At 70.6% G+C, this 19,666-nt stretch carries 17 protein-coding genes and 2 tRNA genes; 8 read left to right on the top strand and 11 right to left on the bottom strand.

All coding sequences use genetic code 11. The annotated features are described in order from the left end of the window. Window positions 1-96 precede the first annotated feature (96 nt). Window positions 97-936: a class II glutamine amidotransferase gene (locus tag ABZ297_RS17530; RefSeq protein WP_355346535.1), complete on the top strand. Its 840-nt coding sequence runs from the start codon at window positions 97-99 to the stop codon at window positions 934-936. Between the two features lie 262 nt (window positions 937-1,198). Here the strand turns inward: ABZ297_RS17530 and ABZ297_RS17525 are convergent, their stop codons facing one another. From ABZ297_RS17525 to ABZ297_RS17480, 10 genes are read right to left on the bottom strand one after another with little or no spacing between them, the layout of a single operon-like run. Beyond that, window positions 1,199-3,223: an exo-alpha-sialidase gene (locus tag ABZ297_RS17525; RefSeq protein WP_355346532.1), complete on the bottom strand. Its 2,025-nt coding sequence runs from the start codon at window positions 3,221-3,223 to the stop codon at window positions 1,199-1,201. Window positions 3,224-3,261: 38 nt separating this feature from the next. Then, window positions 3,262-4,185 (bottom strand): dihydrodipicolinate synthase family protein, encoded by a 924-nt coding sequence (locus tag ABZ297_RS17520; RefSeq protein WP_355346529.1) that lies wholly within the window; start codon window positions 4,183-4,185, stop codon window positions 3,262-3,264. Window positions 4,186-4,187: 2 nt separating this feature from the next. Beyond that, a complete protein-coding gene (locus ABZ297_RS17515) occupies window positions 4,188-5,792 on the bottom strand; it encodes an FAD-dependent oxidoreductase (protein WP_355346526.1) in 1,605 nt (534 codons plus the stop codon). Further along, the gene (locus ABZ297_RS17510) at window positions 5,789-7,915 is read right to left on the bottom strand and encodes a trehalase family glycosidase (protein ID WP_355346523.1); all 2,127 of its coding nucleotides are present in this window, start codon (window positions 7,913-7,915) and stop codon (window positions 5,789-5,791) included. Before ABZ297_RS17510 ends, ABZ297_RS17515 begins: the two co-directional genes overlap by 4 nt. After that, window positions 7,912-8,691 carry an ATP-binding cassette domain-containing protein gene (locus tag ABZ297_RS17505; RefSeq protein WP_355346520.1) on the bottom strand — a complete coding sequence of 260 codons (780 nt, stop codon included), beginning with the start codon at window positions 8,689-8,691 and terminating at the stop codon, window positions 7,912-7,914. Before ABZ297_RS17505 ends, ABZ297_RS17510 begins: the two co-directional genes overlap by 4 nt. Beyond that, window positions 8,688-9,653 (bottom strand): ABC transporter ATP-binding protein, encoded by a 966-nt coding sequence (locus ABZ297_RS17500; protein WP_355346517.1) that lies wholly within the window; start codon window positions 9,651-9,653, stop codon window positions 8,688-8,690. The genes ABZ297_RS17505 and ABZ297_RS17500 overlap by 4 nt, the downstream gene beginning before the upstream one ends. Continuing rightward, the gene (locus tag ABZ297_RS17495; RefSeq protein ID WP_355346514.1) at window positions 9,650-11,155 is read right to left on the bottom strand and encodes an ABC transporter substrate-binding protein; all 1,506 of its coding nucleotides are present in this window, start codon (window positions 11,153-11,155) and stop codon (window positions 9,650-9,652) included. The genes ABZ297_RS17500 and ABZ297_RS17495 overlap by 4 nt, the downstream gene beginning before the upstream one ends. 10 nt (window positions 11,156-11,165) lie before the next feature. After that, a complete protein-coding gene (locus ABZ297_RS17490) occupies window positions 11,166-11,993 on the bottom strand; it encodes an ABC transporter permease (protein ID WP_355346511.1) in 828 nt (275 codons plus the stop codon). Beyond that, window positions 11,990-12,919: an ABC transporter permease gene (locus ABZ297_RS17485; RefSeq protein ID WP_355346508.1), complete on the bottom strand. Its 930-nt coding sequence runs from the start codon at window positions 12,917-12,919 to the stop codon at window positions 11,990-11,992. Before ABZ297_RS17485 ends, ABZ297_RS17490 begins: the two co-directional genes overlap by 4 nt. Then, window positions 12,916-13,965 (bottom strand): LacI family DNA-binding transcriptional regulator, encoded by a 1,050-nt coding sequence (locus ABZ297_RS17480; RefSeq protein WP_355346505.1) that lies wholly within the window; start codon window positions 13,963-13,965, stop codon window positions 12,916-12,918. The genes ABZ297_RS17485 and ABZ297_RS17480 overlap by 4 nt, the downstream gene beginning before the upstream one ends. Before the next feature lie 329 nt (window positions 13,966-14,294). On the opposite strand from ABZ297_RS17480, the gene ABZ297_RS17475 reads away from it, so the two are divergent. From ABZ297_RS17475 to ABZ297_RS17465, 3 genes are all read left to right on the top strand, one after another. Further along, window positions 14,295-15,449, top strand: coding sequence for a YncE family protein (locus tag ABZ297_RS17475; protein ID WP_355346502.1), 1,155 nt, complete (start codon window positions 14,295-14,297; stop codon window positions 15,447-15,449). Between the two features lie 306 nt (window positions 15,450-15,755). Then, window positions 15,756-16,592 (top strand): glycerophosphodiester phosphodiesterase family protein, encoded by an 837-nt coding sequence (locus tag ABZ297_RS17470; RefSeq protein ID WP_355346499.1) that lies wholly within the window; start codon window positions 15,756-15,758, stop codon window positions 16,590-16,592. 235 nt (window positions 16,593-16,827) lie between these two features. Further along, window positions 16,828-17,691 carry an LLM class F420-dependent oxidoreductase gene (locus ABZ297_RS17465; RefSeq protein ID WP_355346496.1) on the top strand — a complete coding sequence of 288 codons (864 nt, stop codon included), beginning with the start codon at window positions 16,828-16,830 and terminating at the stop codon, window positions 17,689-17,691. Here ABZ297_RS17465 and ABZ297_RS17460 read toward each other — a convergent pair. Beyond that, window positions 17,617-17,886 carry a TetR/AcrR family transcriptional regulator C-terminal domain-containing protein gene (locus ABZ297_RS17460; RefSeq protein WP_355346643.1) on the bottom strand — a complete coding sequence of 90 codons (270 nt, stop codon included), beginning with the start codon at window positions 17,884-17,886 and terminating at the stop codon, window positions 17,617-17,619. The two genes, ABZ297_RS17465 and ABZ297_RS17460, sit on opposite strands and share 75 nt — an antisense overlap. 121 nt (window positions 17,887-18,007) lie before the next feature. Between ABZ297_RS17460 and ABZ297_RS17455 the strand changes: the two genes are divergently transcribed. The 4 genes from ABZ297_RS17455 to ABZ297_RS17440 all read left to right on the top strand — a co-directional run bounded on the left by ABZ297_RS17455 (window position 18,008) and on the right by ABZ297_RS17440 (window position 19,526). Next, a complete protein-coding gene (locus ABZ297_RS17455) occupies window positions 18,008-18,502 on the top strand; it encodes an RICIN domain-containing protein (RefSeq protein WP_355346493.1) in 495 nt (164 codons plus the stop codon). 84 nt (window positions 18,503-18,586) lie between these two features. Beyond that, a complete protein-coding gene (locus ABZ297_RS17450; protein ID WP_355346490.1) occupies window positions 18,587-18,925 on the top strand; it encodes an antibiotic biosynthesis monooxygenase in 339 nt (112 codons plus the stop codon). Window positions 18,926-19,285: 360 nt separating this feature from the next. Further along, window positions 19,286-19,357 (top strand) — tRNA-Gly (locus tag ABZ297_RS17445). A gap of 96 nt (window positions 19,358-19,453) precedes the next feature. Beyond that, a tRNA-Leu gene (locus ABZ297_RS17440) sits at window positions 19,454-19,526 on the top strand. Window positions 19,527-19,666 lie beyond the last annotated feature (140 nt).

Here is a 19,666-nt window from a genome sequence, read left to right as displayed (position 1 = left end):
GTCCTCCCGCGCCACGGTGTGTGAGGCTGGAGTGCCCGGACAGTCGGCACATCCCGCCCGCGCGGTGGGTGGCGCGATCGAGGGTAGGGGGCACACATGTGTAGATGGCTCGCCTACAGCGGCTCCCCGATCATTCTTGACGAACTTCTCTTCAAACCGGAGCATTCGCTGATCGAGCAGAGCCGCTTCGCCCGGTTGGGAGCCGAGACCACCAACGGCGACGGATATGGCCTGGGCTTGTACGAAGACAGCCGCGACATCCCGCCCACGGTGGTCCGGAGCACCATACCGGCGTGGAGCGACCTGAACCTGCGCGAGCTCGCCAGCCACTTCCGATCGCGACTGTTCTTCGCGCACATCCGCGCCTCCACTGGATCCGCGGTGCAGCAGACCAACTGCCACCCCTTCCGGTACGGCCGGTGGCTGTGGATGCACAACGGGTCGATCGCCGACTTCGGCCGGCTCAAACGCGATCTTGTATTCGCCGTTGACCCAGAGCTCTACCCGGCGATACAGGGCTCGACGGACTCGGAGGTCATGTTCTTCCTCGCCCTCACCTTCGGGCTGCGCGACGACCCGCCTGCGGCGGTGGCGCGGATGGTCGGTTTCGTCGAGCGGACTGGTCGACTGCACGGCGTCGAGTACCCGGTCCAGATGACCATCGCGACGTCTGACGGTGAGCGGTTGTGGTCCTTCCGGTACTCCAGCGAGAATCGGTCGCGGTCCCTGTTCTTCAGCACCGAAGTACGTAGCCTCCGGCAACTGCACCCGGAGGTCTTCGCCCGGGAGCAGCTGTCCGACGACGCGCGGCTCGTCGTTTCCGAGCCGCTGCGAGACCTGCCCGGCGCCTGGAACGAGGTGCCCGAGTCGACGTACATCGTGATCGAGCACGGGGCGCACGAGACACATCCGTTCCGCCCCACGCCGCCCGCATAGCAGGTGAACCCTCATCAGAGCCTGGAGCAACGGCGCCCGAGCACCGGCCCACCGCCTCCAGCTGAAGGCTGAGGGAGCCTAGCTCCCCGGGACGTCGTTGAACCTTCGATTGAAACTTTCCCCGAAATTGATGAGCACACAGGGGCAAAACCTTTAAACGACGGCGGCCCGGGACGGTGTGGAGGATGCGGGCCTCGGTGCTGGTCACGGTGCTCTGCGATGCCCGTGCCGGCAGGGCATGACCTGCCGGCACGGGCGCGCGCTACCTGCCGGTTACGGGCGTCAGGCGGATCGCGTCGGCGATGACGTAGCCGTTCGCACCATCGCTGAGCTCGACTGTGCCGGCGTTCCCCGCCACGAACGGATAGCGGCCGATGGGGACCCAGATCCCTCCGTTGGCGCGCTGGTTCACCCGGACGGTCGCCGAGCCGCCCGCGTAGGTGACGGTGTACGGCGCGTTGGACGCCCGGTTGGGGTCGGCGGTGTACCGCACCGCCACCTCGTAGACGCCGCTCGCCGGGACTTCAGGACTCCAGCGAGCAACCGAGGAGCCGTCGCCGGCGGCGTGTGAGCGGTAGTTGCGGCCGTAGTAGCCGGTCGCGCCGGTGCCAGTGGCCCACGTGCCAGAGGCGATCGCGAAGTTCAGCGCCGTGTCGTTGTCGGTGATGCCCTTGGGCGGATCGGCGGGGAAGCCACCGGTGACGAGGGAGAGGTGGTCAAGGGCGAGGGTCATGCCCCCGCCGTGGCCGGGCCCGGTGACGGTGAACGTCATCGCGTGCTTGCCGGGCTGGAGCGTGAGGCTGCCCTGCCGGTAGACCTGGAACATGGGCAGCGACGCTGAGCTGGTGTCCACCTCCGCGGCCGGCAGCGGGATGTCGTCGATGGCGACCCGCACGGTCGCGCCGTCAGGAACGCGCAGGTAGCGGATGGCCACCTCGGCCGGCGTCCGGCTCCGCCCCTTGACGACGAACGGTACCTCGACGCGGTCTCCTGCCTGCGCGGCCTGGAAGGTGAGGTACTCGCCGCCCCGGGCCAGCGGGTCGCTCACGGCCCGGCCTGTCCCGTGGCGGACGCCGGCCAGCTCGATCGCCTGCTCGGTGAGGCCGGGGCCTTCGCCGGCCGAGTCCCTGCCGTCGGTGAGCCACGCCAGGTCGAACCTGGCCAGTGCCACCCGGGCGGGGAAGGAGGCGTTCGCACCGTCCTTGCCGTAAAGCATCAGGATCGTGCCGTCCGCGGCGACCGCGAGGTCGGAGTAGTAGGACGGCCCCGCGTTGACGACCTTGCTGTAACGGTAGCTGTAGCCCTCGTCGTAGCTGATCGAGACCGTCATGTTCTCCCTGGCAGTGGAGTCGGGCCTGGAGAACAGCAGCCGGTCGGGCCCGTTGCCGCCTGGACCGCCGCTGTAGCGGCGCACTGCGGAGTCGACGGCCACGTAGGAGTCGATGGCGGTGTCCAGCTTCGGCTCCGACCACGTGGTGCCGCCGTCCTGGCTGATCGCGACGATCCGACGCTGCCCGCCGCCGACCGCGTTGCGGGTGTTGGCGACAAGTGCGCCGTCGGAGCGTTGGTAGACGCGCACCTCGTTCATCGGGTAGCTGGCGGAGACGGGAACGGGCGTGGCTGCCTGCCAGGTGGCGCCGTGGTCGTCGCTGTAGAGGCCCGACATGCCGTAGCGGCGTTCGGGGACCGAGTAGCTGATCTCCCTGCGGTGGTTCGCGGGCATGTACAGCCGGCCGTTGGCGAGTTGCAGGCCGTTGCCGGGGCCGGCGTTGTGCAGCGTCCAGCCGTTGGGGTTCCCGTCGAACAGCGAGGTCAGCTCGCGCGGCTGCGACCAGGTCAGGCCGTCGTCACGGCTGGAGATCACGAAGAGCCTGGTGCGGTCGGCCGAGCAGGTGGTGTTCCCGGCGTCACGAGTGCCGACGTTGTAGAAGAGGAAGACCTCGCCGGTGGCCCGGTCGGCGACCATCGCGGGGTTACCCGGCGAGCTGCCGTCCTGGGACGGCACGACGACCTGGGTGGGCTGCCAGGTGGCGCCGCCGTCGGTGCTGCGCCGAAGCAGCACGTCGCGGGGCCCGGCGTCGCAAACCTCGTAGCGCCCCTCGGTGAAGGCCAGGACGGTGCCGGTCCTGGTGATGCCGAGCGCGTGGACATGGAAGTTCTCGTAGGTCTGGTCGGTGTCGGCGTCCCACAGGACGGTCTCGTCGAAGTGACCCGCGCCCGCCCGCGCGGGCGGACCGGCGGCGAGTGCCGCGGCCACGATCGCCACGGCCAGGACCGTCCTGATCACAACGGTCGGTAAGGCCCGCGCACGAATGCTCGCTGACGTCAACGATGGCTCCCCTCTATGAGGTGTTCCGCCTGTTCGGCGGCGAACTCCCTGATGGCGGCCCGTTCGGCCGCGTCGCAGGGCAGTAGCGGCGGGGCGACGTGCTCGGTGCACAGGCCGCGCTGGCGCAGCAACTCCTTCACCGACGGCACGCCGGGCCGGATGGCGTGCAGCGCGGCAAGCTCGGTGGCGACCGTCTGGAGTTGGTTGAGCAGGGCGTCGTTCCCGGCCTCGTGCGCGGCGACGAGCCCGGCCATCGGCTCCGGCGCGAAGTTGGCCAGACCCGGTGCGATCCCGTCCGCTCCGGCGCGCAGCCCGGCGGCGAGCCGTCCCTCCGCCCCTTGTGTGACACCCACGCCACCCACGTCACGCGCGATGGCGACGATGCCGGTGAACAGCTCCTCATCCCCGGAGCTGTCCTTGATCCCAGCGACGTGGTCGAGCCGCAGGACGCGCGCGACCAGGGCGGGTGTGAGCGGGTTGGCGTAGCGGGGCGCGTTGTAGGCGACGACGGGAACGCCGAGGTCGGCCAGGGCGGCGTAGTGCGCGACGATCTCGTCGTCGCGGTGCCTGAAGTAGCCCGGCGGGCTGAGCAGGAAGGCGTCCGGCTCGGCCGCCAGGGCCGCCTCAGCCCTGGCGCGCGCGTCGAGCGTGCCCTGCGCCGATATGTTGACCAGCACGGGCCCGTCGGTGACGAGGGCACGCCAGGCGTGCGCGGCGGCCGTGACGTGCGCGCCGATCGACGAGGCGGGGATGAGCGGCCCCTCCCCGTTGCTGCCGAGCAGCAGCAGGCCGCGCACGCCCGCGGCGGCCAGACGCGGCAGCAGATCAGGGGCGGCGGTGTGGTCGGGCCGTCCGGGCGCCGCCATCGGCGTGACGACGGGCGCGGTCACGCCGCGCAGCAGGTTTCGGCCGTCGATCATGGTCAGTACCCCCTGACCTGCGGCCAGGCGAGCTCGACGCCGTCCGCCACGAGACCGTGCTGGAACTGGGCCAGCAGGAGCTCGTCCTTGTGGACCTGCTCCGGCTCCAGGTGGCGGTCCAGGCAGAACGAGGCGAGCGCGCCCGCGGCCTCGCCGATGTTCCACTCGACCGGGTGCAGGCGGTAGCAGCCGTTGGTGATGTGGGTGGTCCCGAGGTTCTTCGCGGCGGGCAGCAGGTTGCGCATCCGTACCGGCAGCAGCGCGCCGAGCGGGATCTGGAAGGGGCAGCTCGCCACGTCGATGTAGGTGTCGCCGCCGGTCGAGGGGTGCAGGTCGATGCGGTACATGCCGATGCCGACGCTGTCGGGGTAGTCGACCGCGCCGCGCTCGCCCCGCACCGAGTAGGCCAGGTCCTGCTCCACGACGGTGTACCTCGCCGTGATGCGGCGCGACTCGCGGATGTAGGGCGCCTTCGCCAGGCCGTCGGTCGTGCCCATGACGTCGCCGCGCGGGCGCAGACCGGGCCAGCCGGTTCCGCCGTCGGGGCGGGGCGCCTCGGTCTGCAGCCAGTACAGCATGCTCAGGCTGAGTTCCCTGGCACCGGCCAGGTGTCGTCGCCGTTCCTCGTCCGGCACGCCGATGAGCGGGCCGGGTAGGTAGTCGATCATCGGCCAGTTGACCACGACGACGTCGCTGTCCAGGAACCCCGGGCTGAACACCCCCCGTGACAGGATCCGGCGGAAAGTCCACAGGTCCTTGTCGCCGGGGTCCCTACTCTGGTCGGCGAACGTCGGCCCGCTCGCTTCATTGGGCACGAACCGGCGGGGCACGGTCTCCAGCGTCCGGGGATCGGGAGCGGTCAGGCTGAGCAGCCGGTCCGGCCAGAACGACGGACGGTACTCGCGCCAGCGGGCGTATCCGGCCGGGCGGTCGATGGTGTGGTCCTCGCCCGCGCGGTGATCCACGGCGAAGACCCAGGAGAACGCCTGCATGTTGGCGGGCTGCTCCTCGGCGGGGGCGCTGGGCTCCCCGGTACGGGCTGCCGACTCGAAGCCGGTGACATGCTCGGTGCCGGTAAGCGGCAACAGGTCGCCGAGTTCGGTCGCGTCGAGCACGTAGCGGGCCTCGATGACGACCCGCTCGCCGCCGGGCCCGACCAGCGTCAGGGCGCGCACCCGGTCATGCTCGACGTCCGCGGACACCGCAACGTGGCCGTACAGGATCCGCAGGGTTCCGGCGGCCAGGTACGGTGCGACCATCGCGGACAACACGGCGGCGGCGACCCGGGGCTCGTGGCACAGCCGGCTGACCCGGCCCTCGCCCGGGTTGAGGTCAGGACGGTCGCGGGCCTGCGGGGTGAGCGGATACCAGTCACGGTAGTAGCGCCGGATCTCGTCGCGCAGCCGCCGGTAGCTCCTCGTGCAGCCGAACTGCTCGATCCAGGGATGCTCGTCCGGCGGGGTCCCCTGGGTGGTGAGCTGGCCGCCCAGCCAGTCGGTCTCCTCGGTCATCACCACCGAGCGGCCCCTCCGGAGTGCGGCCAGTGCGGCGGCGACGCCGCCCAGCCCGCCTCCCACTACCAGTACGTCTGTCATGCGGTCGGTCACGGAGCGCCTTTCTCCAAGCGGACGGGGGTCGGATCCGGTGTGGGAACGTGGATGGTCACGGGTGGGCCGCCGACCGCAGGTGGCGGCGCGAGCAGGAGTTCTCCCGGTCCGCCGAGGACGACGGCGGTGACCGAGGCGGCGTCCCTGCTGTACTCGGTGACCGTCAGGTGGGGTGGGGCGTCGAGCAGCACGTCGTCGCCGAGCAGCACCCGAAGGCGGGCGTCGGCCGTCACGGTGAGCGGCCCCTCGCCCAGCTGCAGCCCGGCCAGCACGGCCGGATGGCCGGGGTGTGCGAAGCGCCAGCCGTCCTCGCGCGGGTCGGCCAGTTCCTGGAAGGCCAGGTGGGCCAGCAGCGAACCCCAGCCGAACAGGCCGTCCGAGCGTGCCGCCAGCGGTCGGACGTCCTCGCCCGGCACCGTCGGGTAGTTCTCCCTGACATGGCTGTGCCTGGCCCATTCGCCCAGGTACATCGCCAGGAGCCGGTCCACCACCGGCCGCGTGGGCAGGCCGTAACGGCGCAGGCCCGACACCGCGAGGAAGGCGAGCGGCGCCCAGATCCGGCCCCGCCAGTACGTGTCGGTGAACCCGATGTCCTCGCGTGACACGCTCGGCAGGGGAGGGTCGCCGCCGAGTGCCTCGGGGCGCAGCAGGCGCTCGGCCAGCTCGCGGGCGCGCTCGGGGGAGGGCACTTCGGCCAGGAGCGGGTAGAGCATCGTCGGAGACAGGTGCGGGGAGTGCCGGCCGTCGGCGTACAGGTTCCGGTATGTGCCGTCGTGCCACATCAGCGCGTCCATGCGGGCGCGGGCGGCGTCGGCCTCCTTTCGGAGCCTGACGGTGTCGTCCATGTGGCCCAGCAGTTCGGCGATGCGCGCCAGGGCGTCGGCGTCGGCGATGTGCAGCGCATTGAGGCCCACATCGGCGAGGTCCATCGTGTGCGTCGCAAGGTCGAGGTGGACGTCGTCGTACATCGGGGAGTCGTCGAGCCCCGACTCCCGCCGTGCCCGGTCGGTGGTGGCGGACTCCGGGTCCCCCTCCACCGGGTCGGAGCCCCACGCGAGCAGCCCGTGCGTGCCCCGCCTGGCGATCGGCCACCACGCGTGCCACGCGGACAGGACGGGGTAGGCACGCTCCAGGAGGCTGCGATCACGCGTCTGCTCCCCAAGGCCACCGCCGAGATAGGCGGCCAGCACCGACAGGGCGCCCACGGGCGGCTGCGACCTGTCAGCGGTGCGGCCACGCTCGTCCGACACCCGGTTGGGCAGCATGCCGTGCTCGTCGGCATGGTCGAAGATCTGCTCGAAGATGCCGCGGGCATAGTCCCGGTCGGTCCACGCGGCGACCAGGCCGGTGAAGAAGGTGTCCCAGGTGTGCAGGGCCCAGGTCCCGTAGAAGCCGCCGCGGTCGGCGCTGACGAAGTCGCGCGAGGTCGGCGTGAGAACTCTGGCCAGGTCGGGGGCGTAGATCGTGTTCCAGGTGACCGATCGCTGGTAGGGATCGCCGGCCTCGGCCAGCCATCCCGACGTGCGGATCCGCCCGGCCAGGGCGTGGTGGCGGCGCCGGCCGAGCTCGGCGTCGATCGGCCCTGGGGCGGCGTCCCGTACGGTGACCTCGCAGCCCTGCGGTTCGACCGCGGGCGTGAGCCGGACGCGCAGTGGTTCGCCGTCGAGCCGCTCGGTTGCCACGCGCAGGCACAGCCCGTCGGGCGGTGGTGTGGTCTCTCCAGGTGGGCGCGGGGCCTCCGGAACGCGCGTGGTCTCGGCGGGGTGTGACACGCCGAGGACCCACTCCCGCGGGTCGCCTTCGACGCCGGCCATCCGATCCACGATCAGTACCAGATCGGCGGGGCCGTCCACGGATGCGGTCAGGCACAGGACGTCGCCGTCGCCTCCGGCGAAGCGCAGCTCCAGCCGCGTCTCCCAGGCGTGCACCGTGACCTCGGCGTAGTCACCGTGCACCGTGTGATGGCCCAGCCTGACCAGGCCGTCACGCCAGGTGAAGCCGTCCATGAGCGGCCCGTCGCCGGCGCGCAGCCCGGCCCGGATCCGCAGTCCGCTGGGCAGATGCGCGTAGCCGGTGTGGTAGCGCACGTCCCAGGTGTTCCAGCCGCGAGGTTGCGGCGTCATCCGGTCACTCCTTCTGAGAGGTCGAGCGCCGCGTCGAGGAGCTCCCTGGTGTAGGGGTGACGGGGCTCGGTGAACACGTCCTCGGTGTCGCCCTGTTCCACCAGGACGCCCTCGCGCATCACCGCGACCCGGTCGGCGATCTGCCGGACCACGCCCAGGTCGTGGGTGATGAACAGCAGGGAAAGGTCGTGTGCGGCACGCAGGTCGATCAGCAGCCGGAGGATCTGCGCCTGCACGGACACGTCCAGCGCGGAGACCGCTTCGTCGCAGACCAGCAGCCGGGGCTGCAGCGCGAGGGCGCGGGCGATGCTGACCCGCTGGCACTGGCCGCCGGACAGGGCGCCGGGGCGCCTGCTCGCGACGTCCGGGTCGAGACCGACGTCGGCCAGCAGCGCGGCGACCCCTTCGGCGACATCGCCGGGCGGGGCGGTCGCGGGGTGGGCCCGCCACGCCTCGGCGATCAGGTCGACGACCCGCATGCGGGGGTTCAAGGACGACCGCGGATCCTGGAAGATCATCTGGATGCTGCGCTGCAGGTGTCCGGAGCGGGAGCGGATCGGACCCAGAGGTGTCCCGTCGTAGGCGACGGCGCCCGCAGCCGGACGGACCAAACCGATCACGGCCCGCGCGACGCTCGTCTTGCCCGATCCCGACTCGCCGACCAGCGCCAGTGTCTCTCCCGGGCCGACGGTCAGGTTGACGCCGCGTACCGCCTCGTGGGCGCCGCGGCCTCTGCCGTACCGGACCCGCAGATCGGTGACGGTGAGCCCGTTCACGAGCCCTCCTTGGCGAAGTGACAGGCGGTTCGCCTGCCGGTCGTGAGCGAACGGACCTCCGGCCGCTCCTGCGTGCACACCTGTCTGGCGATGGGGCAGCGGGGATGGAACGGGCAGCCAGGCGGTCTGTCGAAGGGGTTGGCGGGGGTCCCGGGAAGAGGTTCGGCGGGCACGCTCTTGGCCCGCACGGACGGCACGCTCGCCAGCAGCGCCCTGGTGTAGGGATGGTGGGGGGCACGGAACACCTCGCGAGCCGGGCCGCTCTCCGCGACGCGGCCGGCGTACATGACCACGACCTCGTCCGCGACGTGGGCGATCACCCGCAGGTCGTGGCTGACGAAGAGCATGGCCAGTCCGGACTCCTCGCGCAGCCGGGCGAGCAGGCGCAGGACCCGGCTCTGGACGGTGACGTCCAAAGCCGTGGTCGGCTCGTCGGCCAGAAGCAGCCGGGGCTCGCCCGCGAGCGCGAGGGCGATCATGGCGCGCTGGCGCAGCCCGCCGGAGAGCTGGTGCGGGTACTGGCGGGCCCGGCGCCCAGGATCAGGCACGCCCACCCGTTCGAGCAGGGCCTGCGCGCTCGCCAGCGCCTCGGAGCGGGACGCCCCGCCGCGGCGCAGGATCTCGCTGACCTGGCGGCCGATCGTCTGACTGGGGTTGAGCGCCGCCAGCGGGTCCTGGAAGATCATGGATATCTCGTGCCCGCGGACCGCCCGTCGCCGGGCGGGAGTCGCGGCGAGCATGTCCTCGCCTGCCCACCACAGCTCGCCCGAGCAGGACGCCTCCTCGGGCAGCAGCCCGAGGACGGCCATCGCGGTCATCGTCTTCCCGCTGCCCGACTCGCCGATGAGCCCGGTGACCGAGCCGCTCCGCACCTCGAAGGAGACACCCTCGACCACCGGCACGGCCTGCCCCGAGCGCGCGGGCAGCAGCACCGACAGCTCGCGTACGTCCAGGAGTGTCACGAGGAGGTCACCGTGACCTTCGAGAAGTCCGGCAGTGCGCTCGGGTCGAGCACGAGCCCCTTGACCGACGGCCGCCAGGCGTAGGGGACCTTGACGAACATCGGGTACATGCCGACAGCGTCGTTCCAGATGACGCCGATCGCTGCGGCGTAGAGCCGCTTGCGCTCGGCGGCGTCGCTGGTGGCCTCCGCGCCGGACAGGAGCTTGTCCAGTTCCTTGTTGCAGTAACCGGTGCGGCCGGCCGCGCACGGGTAGAGGCGGCCGAGGTTGGTGGCGGCGTCGCGGGTGGGTGTGGCGAGCTGCTGGAAGTTGATGTCCCACTTCATGGCCAACAGGTCCTCCAGGAAGACCGCGGGCTCCTTCTCCTGGACGTCGGTCTTCACCCCGATCGCGTCCAGATCGGAGGCGACCGCCTGCACGAACTGCCGGAACTCGGCGCCGGAGAACTGCATCCGCAGCGGCTTGGAGAAGTCGAACCCGGCCTCGGTCAGCGCGGCCTTGGCGGCCTGCGGGTCGGGCGTCACCGGGGTCTGCGCGGCGTATCCCAGCACAGTGGGGGCGATCGCGGAGTCCGCGGGCAGGCCCGTCTCCGGGTACAGCGAGGTGATGATCTTCTTGAAGTCGACCGCCTGCCGTAGCGCGCGGCGTACCGCGGCGTCCTTCAGTGCCGGCGTCCCGGAGTTGAACCACTGGGTGAAGACCGCCGTGCCGGGTACGCTCTCGACCGTCACGTTCTGGTCGCCACGCAGGGTCGCGAGCTGGTCGTCGGGGATGCCCCAGATGACCTGCACCTCACCGGTGCGTAGCGCCGTCAGCCTGGCCGACAGCTCCGGGATGGTCTGGATGGTCAGCTTCCGCAGCTTGGGGGCGCCGTCCCAGTATTTCGCGTTCGGAGCGAGCACCAGCCGCTCGCCGGGGCTGAAAGAGGTGACCGTGAACGGCCCCGAGCCGACCGGCGCGTTGAAGAAGCCCTCGCCGGACGCCTTGGCCGGGGTCACGTAGAACAGCGTGAGCTTGCCGAGCAGCGCGGCGTTGGACGCCTTGGAGGTGAACACGACCTCGTGCTCGGAGGGGGCCGTCACCTCGGTGTCGGGGAAGTTGCCCGCCAGCGGGCCCTTGAGGTCCTTGACCCGTTTGAAGGAGGCGGCCACGTCCGCCGCGGTGATCGGGCTGTCGTCGGAGAAGGTGGCGTCGCGGAGCGTGAACGTCCAGGTGGTGGCGTCCTCGCTCGACGACCACTTGGCGGCGAGGTCGGCCTGGTAGGCGCCGTCGGCGCCCTGCCGCACCAACCGGCCGAAAATCGCCTGCGCCGCGAGTTGGGTGCCCGAGGCCATCGCGGACGGGCCGTGCGGGTCGAGGCTCTCCACGGAGTAGGTCCCCGCGGCGGTCAGCTCACCGGACCCGCCGGTGGTGGTGGGCTCGTCCGCGGTGCGGCCCCATCCGCACCCGGCGAGCAGCAGCGCGGCGGCGGCCACGGCAATGAGAGTTCTTCGAGCGGACATGGGGGTCTCCTTAACGCGAGAGCTTGATGCGTTCGGAAAGCTGGTCGCTGGCCAGGCCGACGCTGACGACCAGCAGGGTCAGGGCGATGCCGGGGAGGGTGGAGATCCACCACGCGGTCTGCAGGTAGTCCTTGCCGCCCGCGATGATCTGCCCCCAGGAGACCGTCGTGGGCGGCAGTCCGATGCCGAGGAAGCTGAGCCCCGCCTCCGCCAGGACTACCAGCCCGAACTCCAGCGTGGCGAGGGCGACGATCGGGCCGGCTGTGAAGGGCAGGATGTGGCGCTTGAGCGTGGCCAGGGATCCGACGCCCATGACACGGGCGGCGTCGACCCAGCCGCGTTCGCGCGTGGACAGCGCCGACCCCCTGGCGACGCGGGCGAACGGGATCCAGGCCGTCACCGATAGCGCCAGCACCACCACGAACACGCTGCGGTCGAGGATGCCGGCGATCACGATGGCGAGCAGGATCCCCGGGAAGGCCAGCAGCACATCGAAGCAGCGCGCCAGCACGGCGTCCAGCCAGCCCCCCGCGTACCCGGCGATGAGGCCGAGCACGAGGCCGACCACGGCCGAAACGAGGACCGTGGCGAGGCCGATCAGGACGGACGTGCGGGCGCCGTACACGATCTGGGCGAGGACGTCGCGTCCCAGTGCGTCGGTCCCCAGCCAGGCGACCTGCCCGGCACCGGTCGCCGCCCCCGGTGGCAGCAACCGCTGCATGACGCTGGTGACGCGCGGGTTGTAGTCGACGAACAGCGGCCCGAGCGCGGCCGTCAGCAGGTAAAGACCGACGATGAGGTACGGCACGCGGGCCAGCGACCGGTTACGCGGGCTCATCGGCGGCCTGCCAGCCTGATGCGCGGGTCCAGCCCCGAGTAGGCCAGGTCGGCGACGAGGTTCAGCACGACGATGACGCCGGCGATCAGCAGGGCCGCCGCCTGGACGATCGCGTAGTCCCGATTGGCCACCGCGTTCACGATCAGCGAGCCGAGCCCTGGCCAGGCGAACACGTTCTCCACCACCACCGCGCCGCCCAGCAGCGCCCCGAACTGCAGCGAAACCACCGTCACCACCGGGATCAGTGAGTTCTTCAGCACGTGGCCCACCAGCACCTGTGGCTCGGTGAGCCCCTTGGACCTGGCGGTCTGCACGTACAGCTCGCGCATCGACTCGGCGACGCTGCTGCGCGTGAGGCGTGCCACGATCGCGGTGAACGGCAGGGCCAGGGTGATGGCGGGCATCACCATGTGCGCCGGGGTCCCCGAACCGGCGCTGGGCAGGAGCCCCAGCGTCAGCGCCAGCAGCAGGATCAGCATGATGCCGACCCAGAAGGTGGGGAAGGACTGCAGGCCGATGGTGGCGGCCGAGACCACTCGATCCACCGCCTTGCCCGCCCGTCCGCCGGCGATGGTCCCAAGCGTCAGGCCGGCCAGTACCGCGATCACGGTGGCGGCGACGGTCAACTCCAACGTGGCCGGCAGCCTGCTCAGCACCACAGCCATGGCCGGCCGGTCGAGCCGGTAGGAGCTGCCGAAGTCGCCGCTGAGCACCTGGCCCAGGTAGTGGGCGTACTGCGACCAGAGCGGGTCGTTCAGTCCCAGGCTCTCGCGGAGCGCGGCAATCTCAGCAGGGCTCGCGTCCGAGCCGATCAGCAGGGTCGCCGGGTCACCGGGTGCCCAGCGGACGATCAGGAAGATGAGGGTGACCGCGCCCCACATGACGAAGACGCCGACCAGGAGCCGCTTGACGATGAGCTTCGTCACGGTCGGACCCGCGCCGGTGCGATCGAGTCGCCCGTCACCTGAGGGCACGGCAGGAACAGCGTGCGCTGCTCCGCCTGACCGTCCAGCAGGTTGATCAGCATGTCGACAGCGGCCCTGGCCATCTCCGTACGCGGGATCGAGAAGCCGGCCCAGTCTCTGGGTGAGGCCGACCAGGTAGGGGGGTCCCCGAGCAGGGCCACCGAGACGTCCTCGGGGATGCCGACGCGGGCGCTTGCGGCCGCCTCCTGCAGCGCGACCGCCACCCGGTCGTCTTCTGTGGGTTCCACCACGATCGCGGTGACGCCGTCCGCCAGCCAGCCGACGAGCCGGTCCGCGGTGAGCCCGTCCGGTTCGATGATCCGCTCGTCACTGGTGACGCCCGCCTCGGCCAGCCCCTCCTGGTAGCCGCTCGCGCGATCCTGGCTGGGCTCGGACTGGTCGCCCGCGGCCAGGTAGAGCAGCCTGCGGTGGCCCAGTGCGGCCAGCCGCAGCACGACGTCCCTGGTCGCGGCGGCGTAGTCGGCGGCGACGAAGGACAGTGCCCCGCCCTCGACGTGCCTGCGACCGACGAACACCACCGGGAAGTCCTCGGCGACCAGGCGCTCCAGATCGTCGCGCCGAATGTGCCGGCCGAGCAGCACGCAGCCGTCGGCGACCTTGAGCCGGTTCACGTCGCCCGCGTAGACGCCACGCCCCTGGTCGTAGCCCGCGGAGGTGAACAGCACCAGGTCGTAGCCGCGCTCAGCGGTTTCCTCCTCGACGCCCGCCAGGAACGGGTAGTAGAAGTCCCGCTGGTCGAGGGGGAAGACGGTCTCGAAGGTGTAGAGGCCGAGCAGCCGGTTGCGTCCGCCCTTCAGGCTGCGGGCCGCCGGGTTGGCGGTGTAGCCGAGCTCGCGGACGGCGTCCATGACACGCTCGCGGGTGGCGGCCGGGATCTGCGACCGGGATGGATCCTCGTTCAGCACCAGGGACACGGTGGACTGGGAGACGCCGGCGAGACGAGCGATGTCGATTTGCGTAGCTTTGCGCCGTTTCTGGGTATTCACGGGATCTTCCTAATACGTACCAGTAACAGTGTGTAGACGGTATTTGTGAGCGTTGCGAGCTGTCAAGAGCGCTTCCGGTCTGCCCGAATCCTCGGCTCTACGGGAAACCGTGCTGATGACCAGGGGTCCGCGCCCACCTGAGACGGCAGGCGGCCGTCCCGGACGACCGGGTGCTGACGGGCGGCCGGTTGCGTCCGGACCTGGCCGCCCGGCTCCCCGCCCCCACCTGGAGGACGGCGGACGTGCATGTCGTCCCTTGATCGGGCGTCGCCACGATGTTGACCTTGACCTGGGCGTACGCTGCCGAACGCCTTCCTAGGCTGTGCCGCATGCGTCTGCCCTGGGTGATGAGCGTGCTTGGTGCGACCGTCATGGCCGCGGTCTCGTGCACTGCGCCGCCCACGCCGCCCGCGGTGGTCGCCAGCACCCCCGCCCCGCCGCCGAGCCCGTCTCCACGCAGGCAGGCGGAGCCGCGCGTACGGGAAAAGGTGACCGACGTCTACGCCCACGACCGGCCGGGGATGCTCAGCCCGAAGGTCAGGGACCTGACCCCGCGCGTGTACGTGCCCAACAGCGAGTCCAACACGGTGGACGTCATCGACCCCCGGACGTACCGGGTCGTCCACCGCTACCGGGTCGGCATGCTGCCGCAGCACGTCGTGCCGTCCTGGGACCTGAAGACGCTGTGGGTCAACGAGAACAAGGGCAACCGGCTCACTCCCATCGACCCGGTCACCGGCCGTCCCGGCAAGCCGGTGCCCGTGGACGACCCGTACAACCTGTACTTCACGCCCGACGGCTCGTACGCCGTGGTGATGGCCGAACGCAACAACCGGCTCGACTTCCGCGACCCGGACACGATGCGCCTGATCCGCTCTCTGGAACTGCCGTGCAGGGGCGTCAACCACGGCGACTTCACCGCCGACGGATCGGTGTTCCTGGCGAGCTGCGAGTTCTCCGGACAGCTGGTGGTGATCGACTGGAAACGTCCGCGCGTGCTGAAGGTGATCGGCGTGGGGTCGGCGAACATGCCGCAGGACGTCAAGCTGTCACCCGACGGGCGGCTCTTCTACGTGGCCGACATGATGGCGGGCGGCGTGTGGATCATCGACGCCGCCACCCTCAGGAGGGTCGGTTTCCTGCGCACCGGCAGGGGCGCGCACGGCCTGTACGTCAGCAGGGACTCGCAGCTGCTCTACGTCTCCAACAGGGGAGAGGGCTCGGTCTCCGTGGTGTCGTTCGCCGACCGCAAGGTGGTCGATCGGTGGCAGATCCCCGGAGGCGGCTCGCCCGACATGGGCGGGGTGTCGGCGGACGGCAAGCAGCTCTGGCTCTCCGGCAGGTACCACGGGGTCGTCTACGTGTTCTCCACCGTGACGGGCGAGCTGTTGCACAAGATCAAGGTCGGCCGGGGGCCGCACGGCCTGTGCGTGTACCCGCAGCCCGGACGCTACTCGCTCGGCCACACGGGGATCTTCCGCTGAGCGCCTCATCGTGTCGCGTATGACGACGCCGCCGCGGTCGTAGCACGTCTCGCACGCCTGTCGCCGGCGTAAGTCGCCTGACGCCCCTCGCCCGCCCTCGCCATGCCCGCCGTCGCGATGCCGCCCTCGCCATGCCCGCGCTCGCCAAGCGGCCCTGCTGCCGTGGCAAAGAGTTCGTTCTGACGCGTCCGACACGCCGAATCAAAACGGTCTTTGCTGGCATAAATGGGCACTTTCTCCCTAACTCGACATACGACGCAATTGTCCGGCTCGGGTTACAGGCAGCAGGCAAGCCCGAGGAGGGACATGTACCGACAGTTCGGTGCCGTCGTCACCGCCGCCCTGATCGCTCTGCCCGTCATGCCGAGAGCCGCCTCCGCCTCGCCGCCAGAAGTCGACAACATCGCGCACCGGGGCGCCTCCGCGTACGCGCCCGAGAACACCATCGCGTCCTGCGCCCTGGCTCGGGCGCTGCGGGCCGACGCGTGCGAGCTCGACATCCAGGAGACCAAGGACCACCAGCTCGTCATGATGCACGACGCGACACTGGCCCGCACCACCAACGTCGAGCAGCTCTTCCCCGGACGGTCGCCGTGGCGGGTCGCCGACTTCACGCTCGCGGAGATCCAGCAGCTGGACGCCGGCTCGTGGTTCTCCGCGCGGTACCGGGGCGTGCAGGTGCCCACGCTCGAACAGATGCTGCGGGCGACGAGCGACAAAAAGATCAGGCTGCTGCTGGAGATCAAGCACGCCCCGCGCACCCCGGAGGACGTCGACCGGCGGGTGGCCGCCGAGCTGCAGGCCAACCGCAGGTGGTGGACGAAGGAGCGGCTGGCCGTGCAGGCGTTCGACTGGCAGTCGATGCGGAACTTCCACCGCCTCATGCCCGAGGTCCCGATCGCGCTGCTCGGCAAGCCGGCCGTCGACCGGCTCTCCGAGGTGGCCGCCTACGCCGACTCGGTCAATGCGCCGCACATCGGCCTCACCCCGGAGTACGTCAAAGAGGTCCATGATCAGGGGATGCGGGTCTACACCTGGTCGGTGCACAGACGGGCCGTCATCCGCCAGCTGATCTCGTACGGCGTCGACGGCATCATGACCAACAGGCCCGATCATCTCGCGCACGTCGAGCGGCACCGGTAGATCTGACACCGCTTGTCCTGGGCTGCGGACGGCGGCGTCGTGGCCTGACCCACGGTCCGGCGCCAGGAAGCGGGCCACCTCGGTCCCGGCGAGAGCCGCGTGCCGTCCATGAGATAATGAGACCTACGGAGCCCTCTCGGCCTCGGGTGCAGCAACCCGGGCGAGAGGGTTTTTTCATGCCCGCAGTGACGTCATCCTGCGGCAGGCATGCCCCCACCCGATCAAGGAGTTTTCGATGAGACTCGGTCTGACCTGTCCCCGCTTCACCTGGCCCGGCGGGGACGCCGCGATCGCCGGGCGGTTCGCGGCCGTCGCCCGCGGCGCCGACGAAGCGGGGCTGCACAGCCTGTGGGTGATGGATCATTTCTTCCAGATCCCCAACTTCGGCGCCGTGGAGGATCCGATGCTGGAGGCGTACGGCGCGCTGTCCTACGCCGCCGCCCTCACCAGCCGGGTCACGCTGGGCGCCCTGGTCACCGGCGCCGTCTACCGCGAGCCTGGGCTGCTGGTGAAGCAGGTCAGCACGCTGGACGCGCTCTCCGGCGGACGGGCCGTCCTCGGCATCGGCGCCGGCTGGTACGAGCAGGAGGCCCGCGGCCTCGGCCTTCGCTTCCCGTCCCTGGCGGAGCGGTTCGAGCGGCTTGAGGAGACGCTCCAGATCGCCAGGCAGATGTGGAGCGACGACGACAAACCGTACGAGGGCCGGCACTACAGGCTGGAGCGCACGCTCAACGCACCGCAGGCACGCCCGCCGATCCTGATCGGCGGCAGCGGGGAGAAGAAGACCCTCCGGCTCGTCGCCGAGTACGCCGACGCCTGCAACCTCCTGCACGGCGCCGACGTGCGGCACAAGCTCGGCGTGCTGCGCGCCCACTGCGAACGGCTGGGACGGCCCTACGAGGAGATCGAGAAGACCCTCCACATGCGCATCCCCGACGGCGAGAGCGTCGAGGAGAGCGTCCAGCGGTGCGGTGACCTGGCCGCCCAGGGCGTCGACCACGTCATCGTGGCCGTCCCGGACCCGTCAGCGGACTCCACGCTCACGCGCCTGGCCGAGCTCGCCGCCCGGATCTCCGGCATCACCCCGGCCGGTCGCTGAGTACTCCGGGCGGGGCGGGCTCGCCCGTCTCCCACCGGCGACGTCCGGGAGCCGGGCCAGCCGGTCGGCGAGTGCCTGGTTGAGACGGTGCGGCCCGCTCTGCCGGACGATGTCGAGGACGTCGGGAAACCGGGTGCTCTCCGAGTAGAGCAGCCGCCGCAGCGCGCCCGAGCGGTCGTCGCAGTGTAGGCGCAGCAGGTCGTATCAACCTTGTGGGCGTACGGGTTGTCCTGCGAGCGCACAGGCCGGGAATCGCACAACAAATCGGGGATTGCGGGCGTCATAGTGACCAACACCTCTTAGGAAGGTCACCGACGTGGTCGCCACCCCCAGCAAGCTGTTCGCCGTCGCCGCGACGACCGCCATGGCGCTCTCCCTCGCCGCCGCCCCCGCCTCGGCAGCGGGCGGTTCGCACCTGGCGGGCAGCACGCGCCTGATGAACGCCGCCACCGAGCTCTGCCTGGCCGTGGGCAAGAGCGAGGTGCGGGCGGGCAAGAAGGTCATCCAGTGGACGTGCTCCAACAACAAGGACCAGCAGTGGATCTACCGGGATCGTAGGCTCGTCAACGCCAAGACCGGCATGTGCCTGGCGATCGCGCACGGCTCCCGGGTCAAGGGCAAGTACGCGATCCAGTGGCCGTGCACCGACGGCGGCATCGAGCAGGAGTGGATGTACGACGACCTGCAGCGGCTGAAGAACCGGGCCACCGGCCTGTGCCTGGCAGTCGGCAAGGGCGAGCCCAAGCCGGGCAAGTGGCTCATCCAGTGGACCTGCCGCGACACCGCGGAGCAGGCCTGGCTCATGCGCTAGCGCCACCGGGGCACGATGCCCCTGCCCTCGACCACCCCCAGCCGCCCGGACGCTAGCGTTGGGGTGGACGAGAGGGGGTTTCCGTTGTCAGTCGTGAAGATCAACGTGTTGACCGTGCCGGCGGAGATGCGGGAGGAGCTGGAGCGACGCTTCTCCAACCGCGCCGGGATGGTGGAATCCGCCGACGGGTTCGAGTGGTTCGAGCTGCTGCGGCCCGTCGAGGGCACCGATCAGTACTTCGTCTACACCCGCTGGCGTAGCGAGGACGACTTCCAGAAGTGGCAGCAGGGGCAGGCCTTCCAGCGAGGGCACGCCCAGGCTGCTCAGGCCGCCCAGGGGCACGGCCACGGCCAGGGGGCTGCCGCGTCCGGGTCGGAGCTGTGGACGTTCGAGGTCGTCGAGAGCGCGAGCCCCAAGGGCTGAGATTCTGCGAGGGTGATGTCACGGCCGCTTTTCCAGCCGAGCCCGTGACATCACCCTCGCTTTTTAATGTGTGGCATCCGGGGAATGCCCGCGGTTACTGTGATCACACAGCAAGAAAGACGGATCGGTACGCGGTGAAAGGACAGCGGTGAACATGCTCAGCGACCTGACGTCGGCCGCCTGCCTGCACGGGCGAGCGGTCCTGTTCGGCGGCGGCGCCGTCTGGCGGGCTTCTGGATGATCCTCGACAGAGGAATGTCGAAGCCGCCGGGAAACGCACCTGGCGGCTTTTTCTTTCGCTCGTTCCAGCCGGCAGCCGGCTGAGAAGAAAACTCCATAGACATTCCGAGGGGAAGTCCCGCCGCAGAGGCCGAACGGGTAAGGCAGCTGGCTTCCAACCAGCAGGACGGGGTTCGAGGCCCCGCTGCGGCTCTCCCCGCGGCCCGCCGTACGGCATGACCGGACGGTGACGCGATGGTCATCACGGGCGCCGTCCAAACGCCCCAGATGATCGCGGGCCGCGGGCTCGCCGCTCTAGCCCAACGGCAGAGGCACCGTGCTCAGGACGCGGGCAGTCGGGGTTCGAATCCCCGGGGCGGCACGCGACGACCGGTTCAACGACTGGGTTCAACGACCGAGTTCGCCGACCGGGAGCCCGATCCGGCCCCCCCGGGGGGCGGGGCGCCGCCACCCCGGCCGGGGGGGGCCGCGCGGCCACCGGCGGGGCGGCCGCGCCCGCCC

Source organism: Nonomuraea sp. NPDC005983 (assembly GCF_040614375.1).
GTDB lineage: Bacteria > Actinomycetota > Actinomycetes > Streptosporangiales > Streptosporangiaceae > Nonomuraea.
The sequence above is the reverse complement of the archived record's forward strand: the minus strand, read 5'-3'. Positions and strand labels throughout refer to the sequence as shown.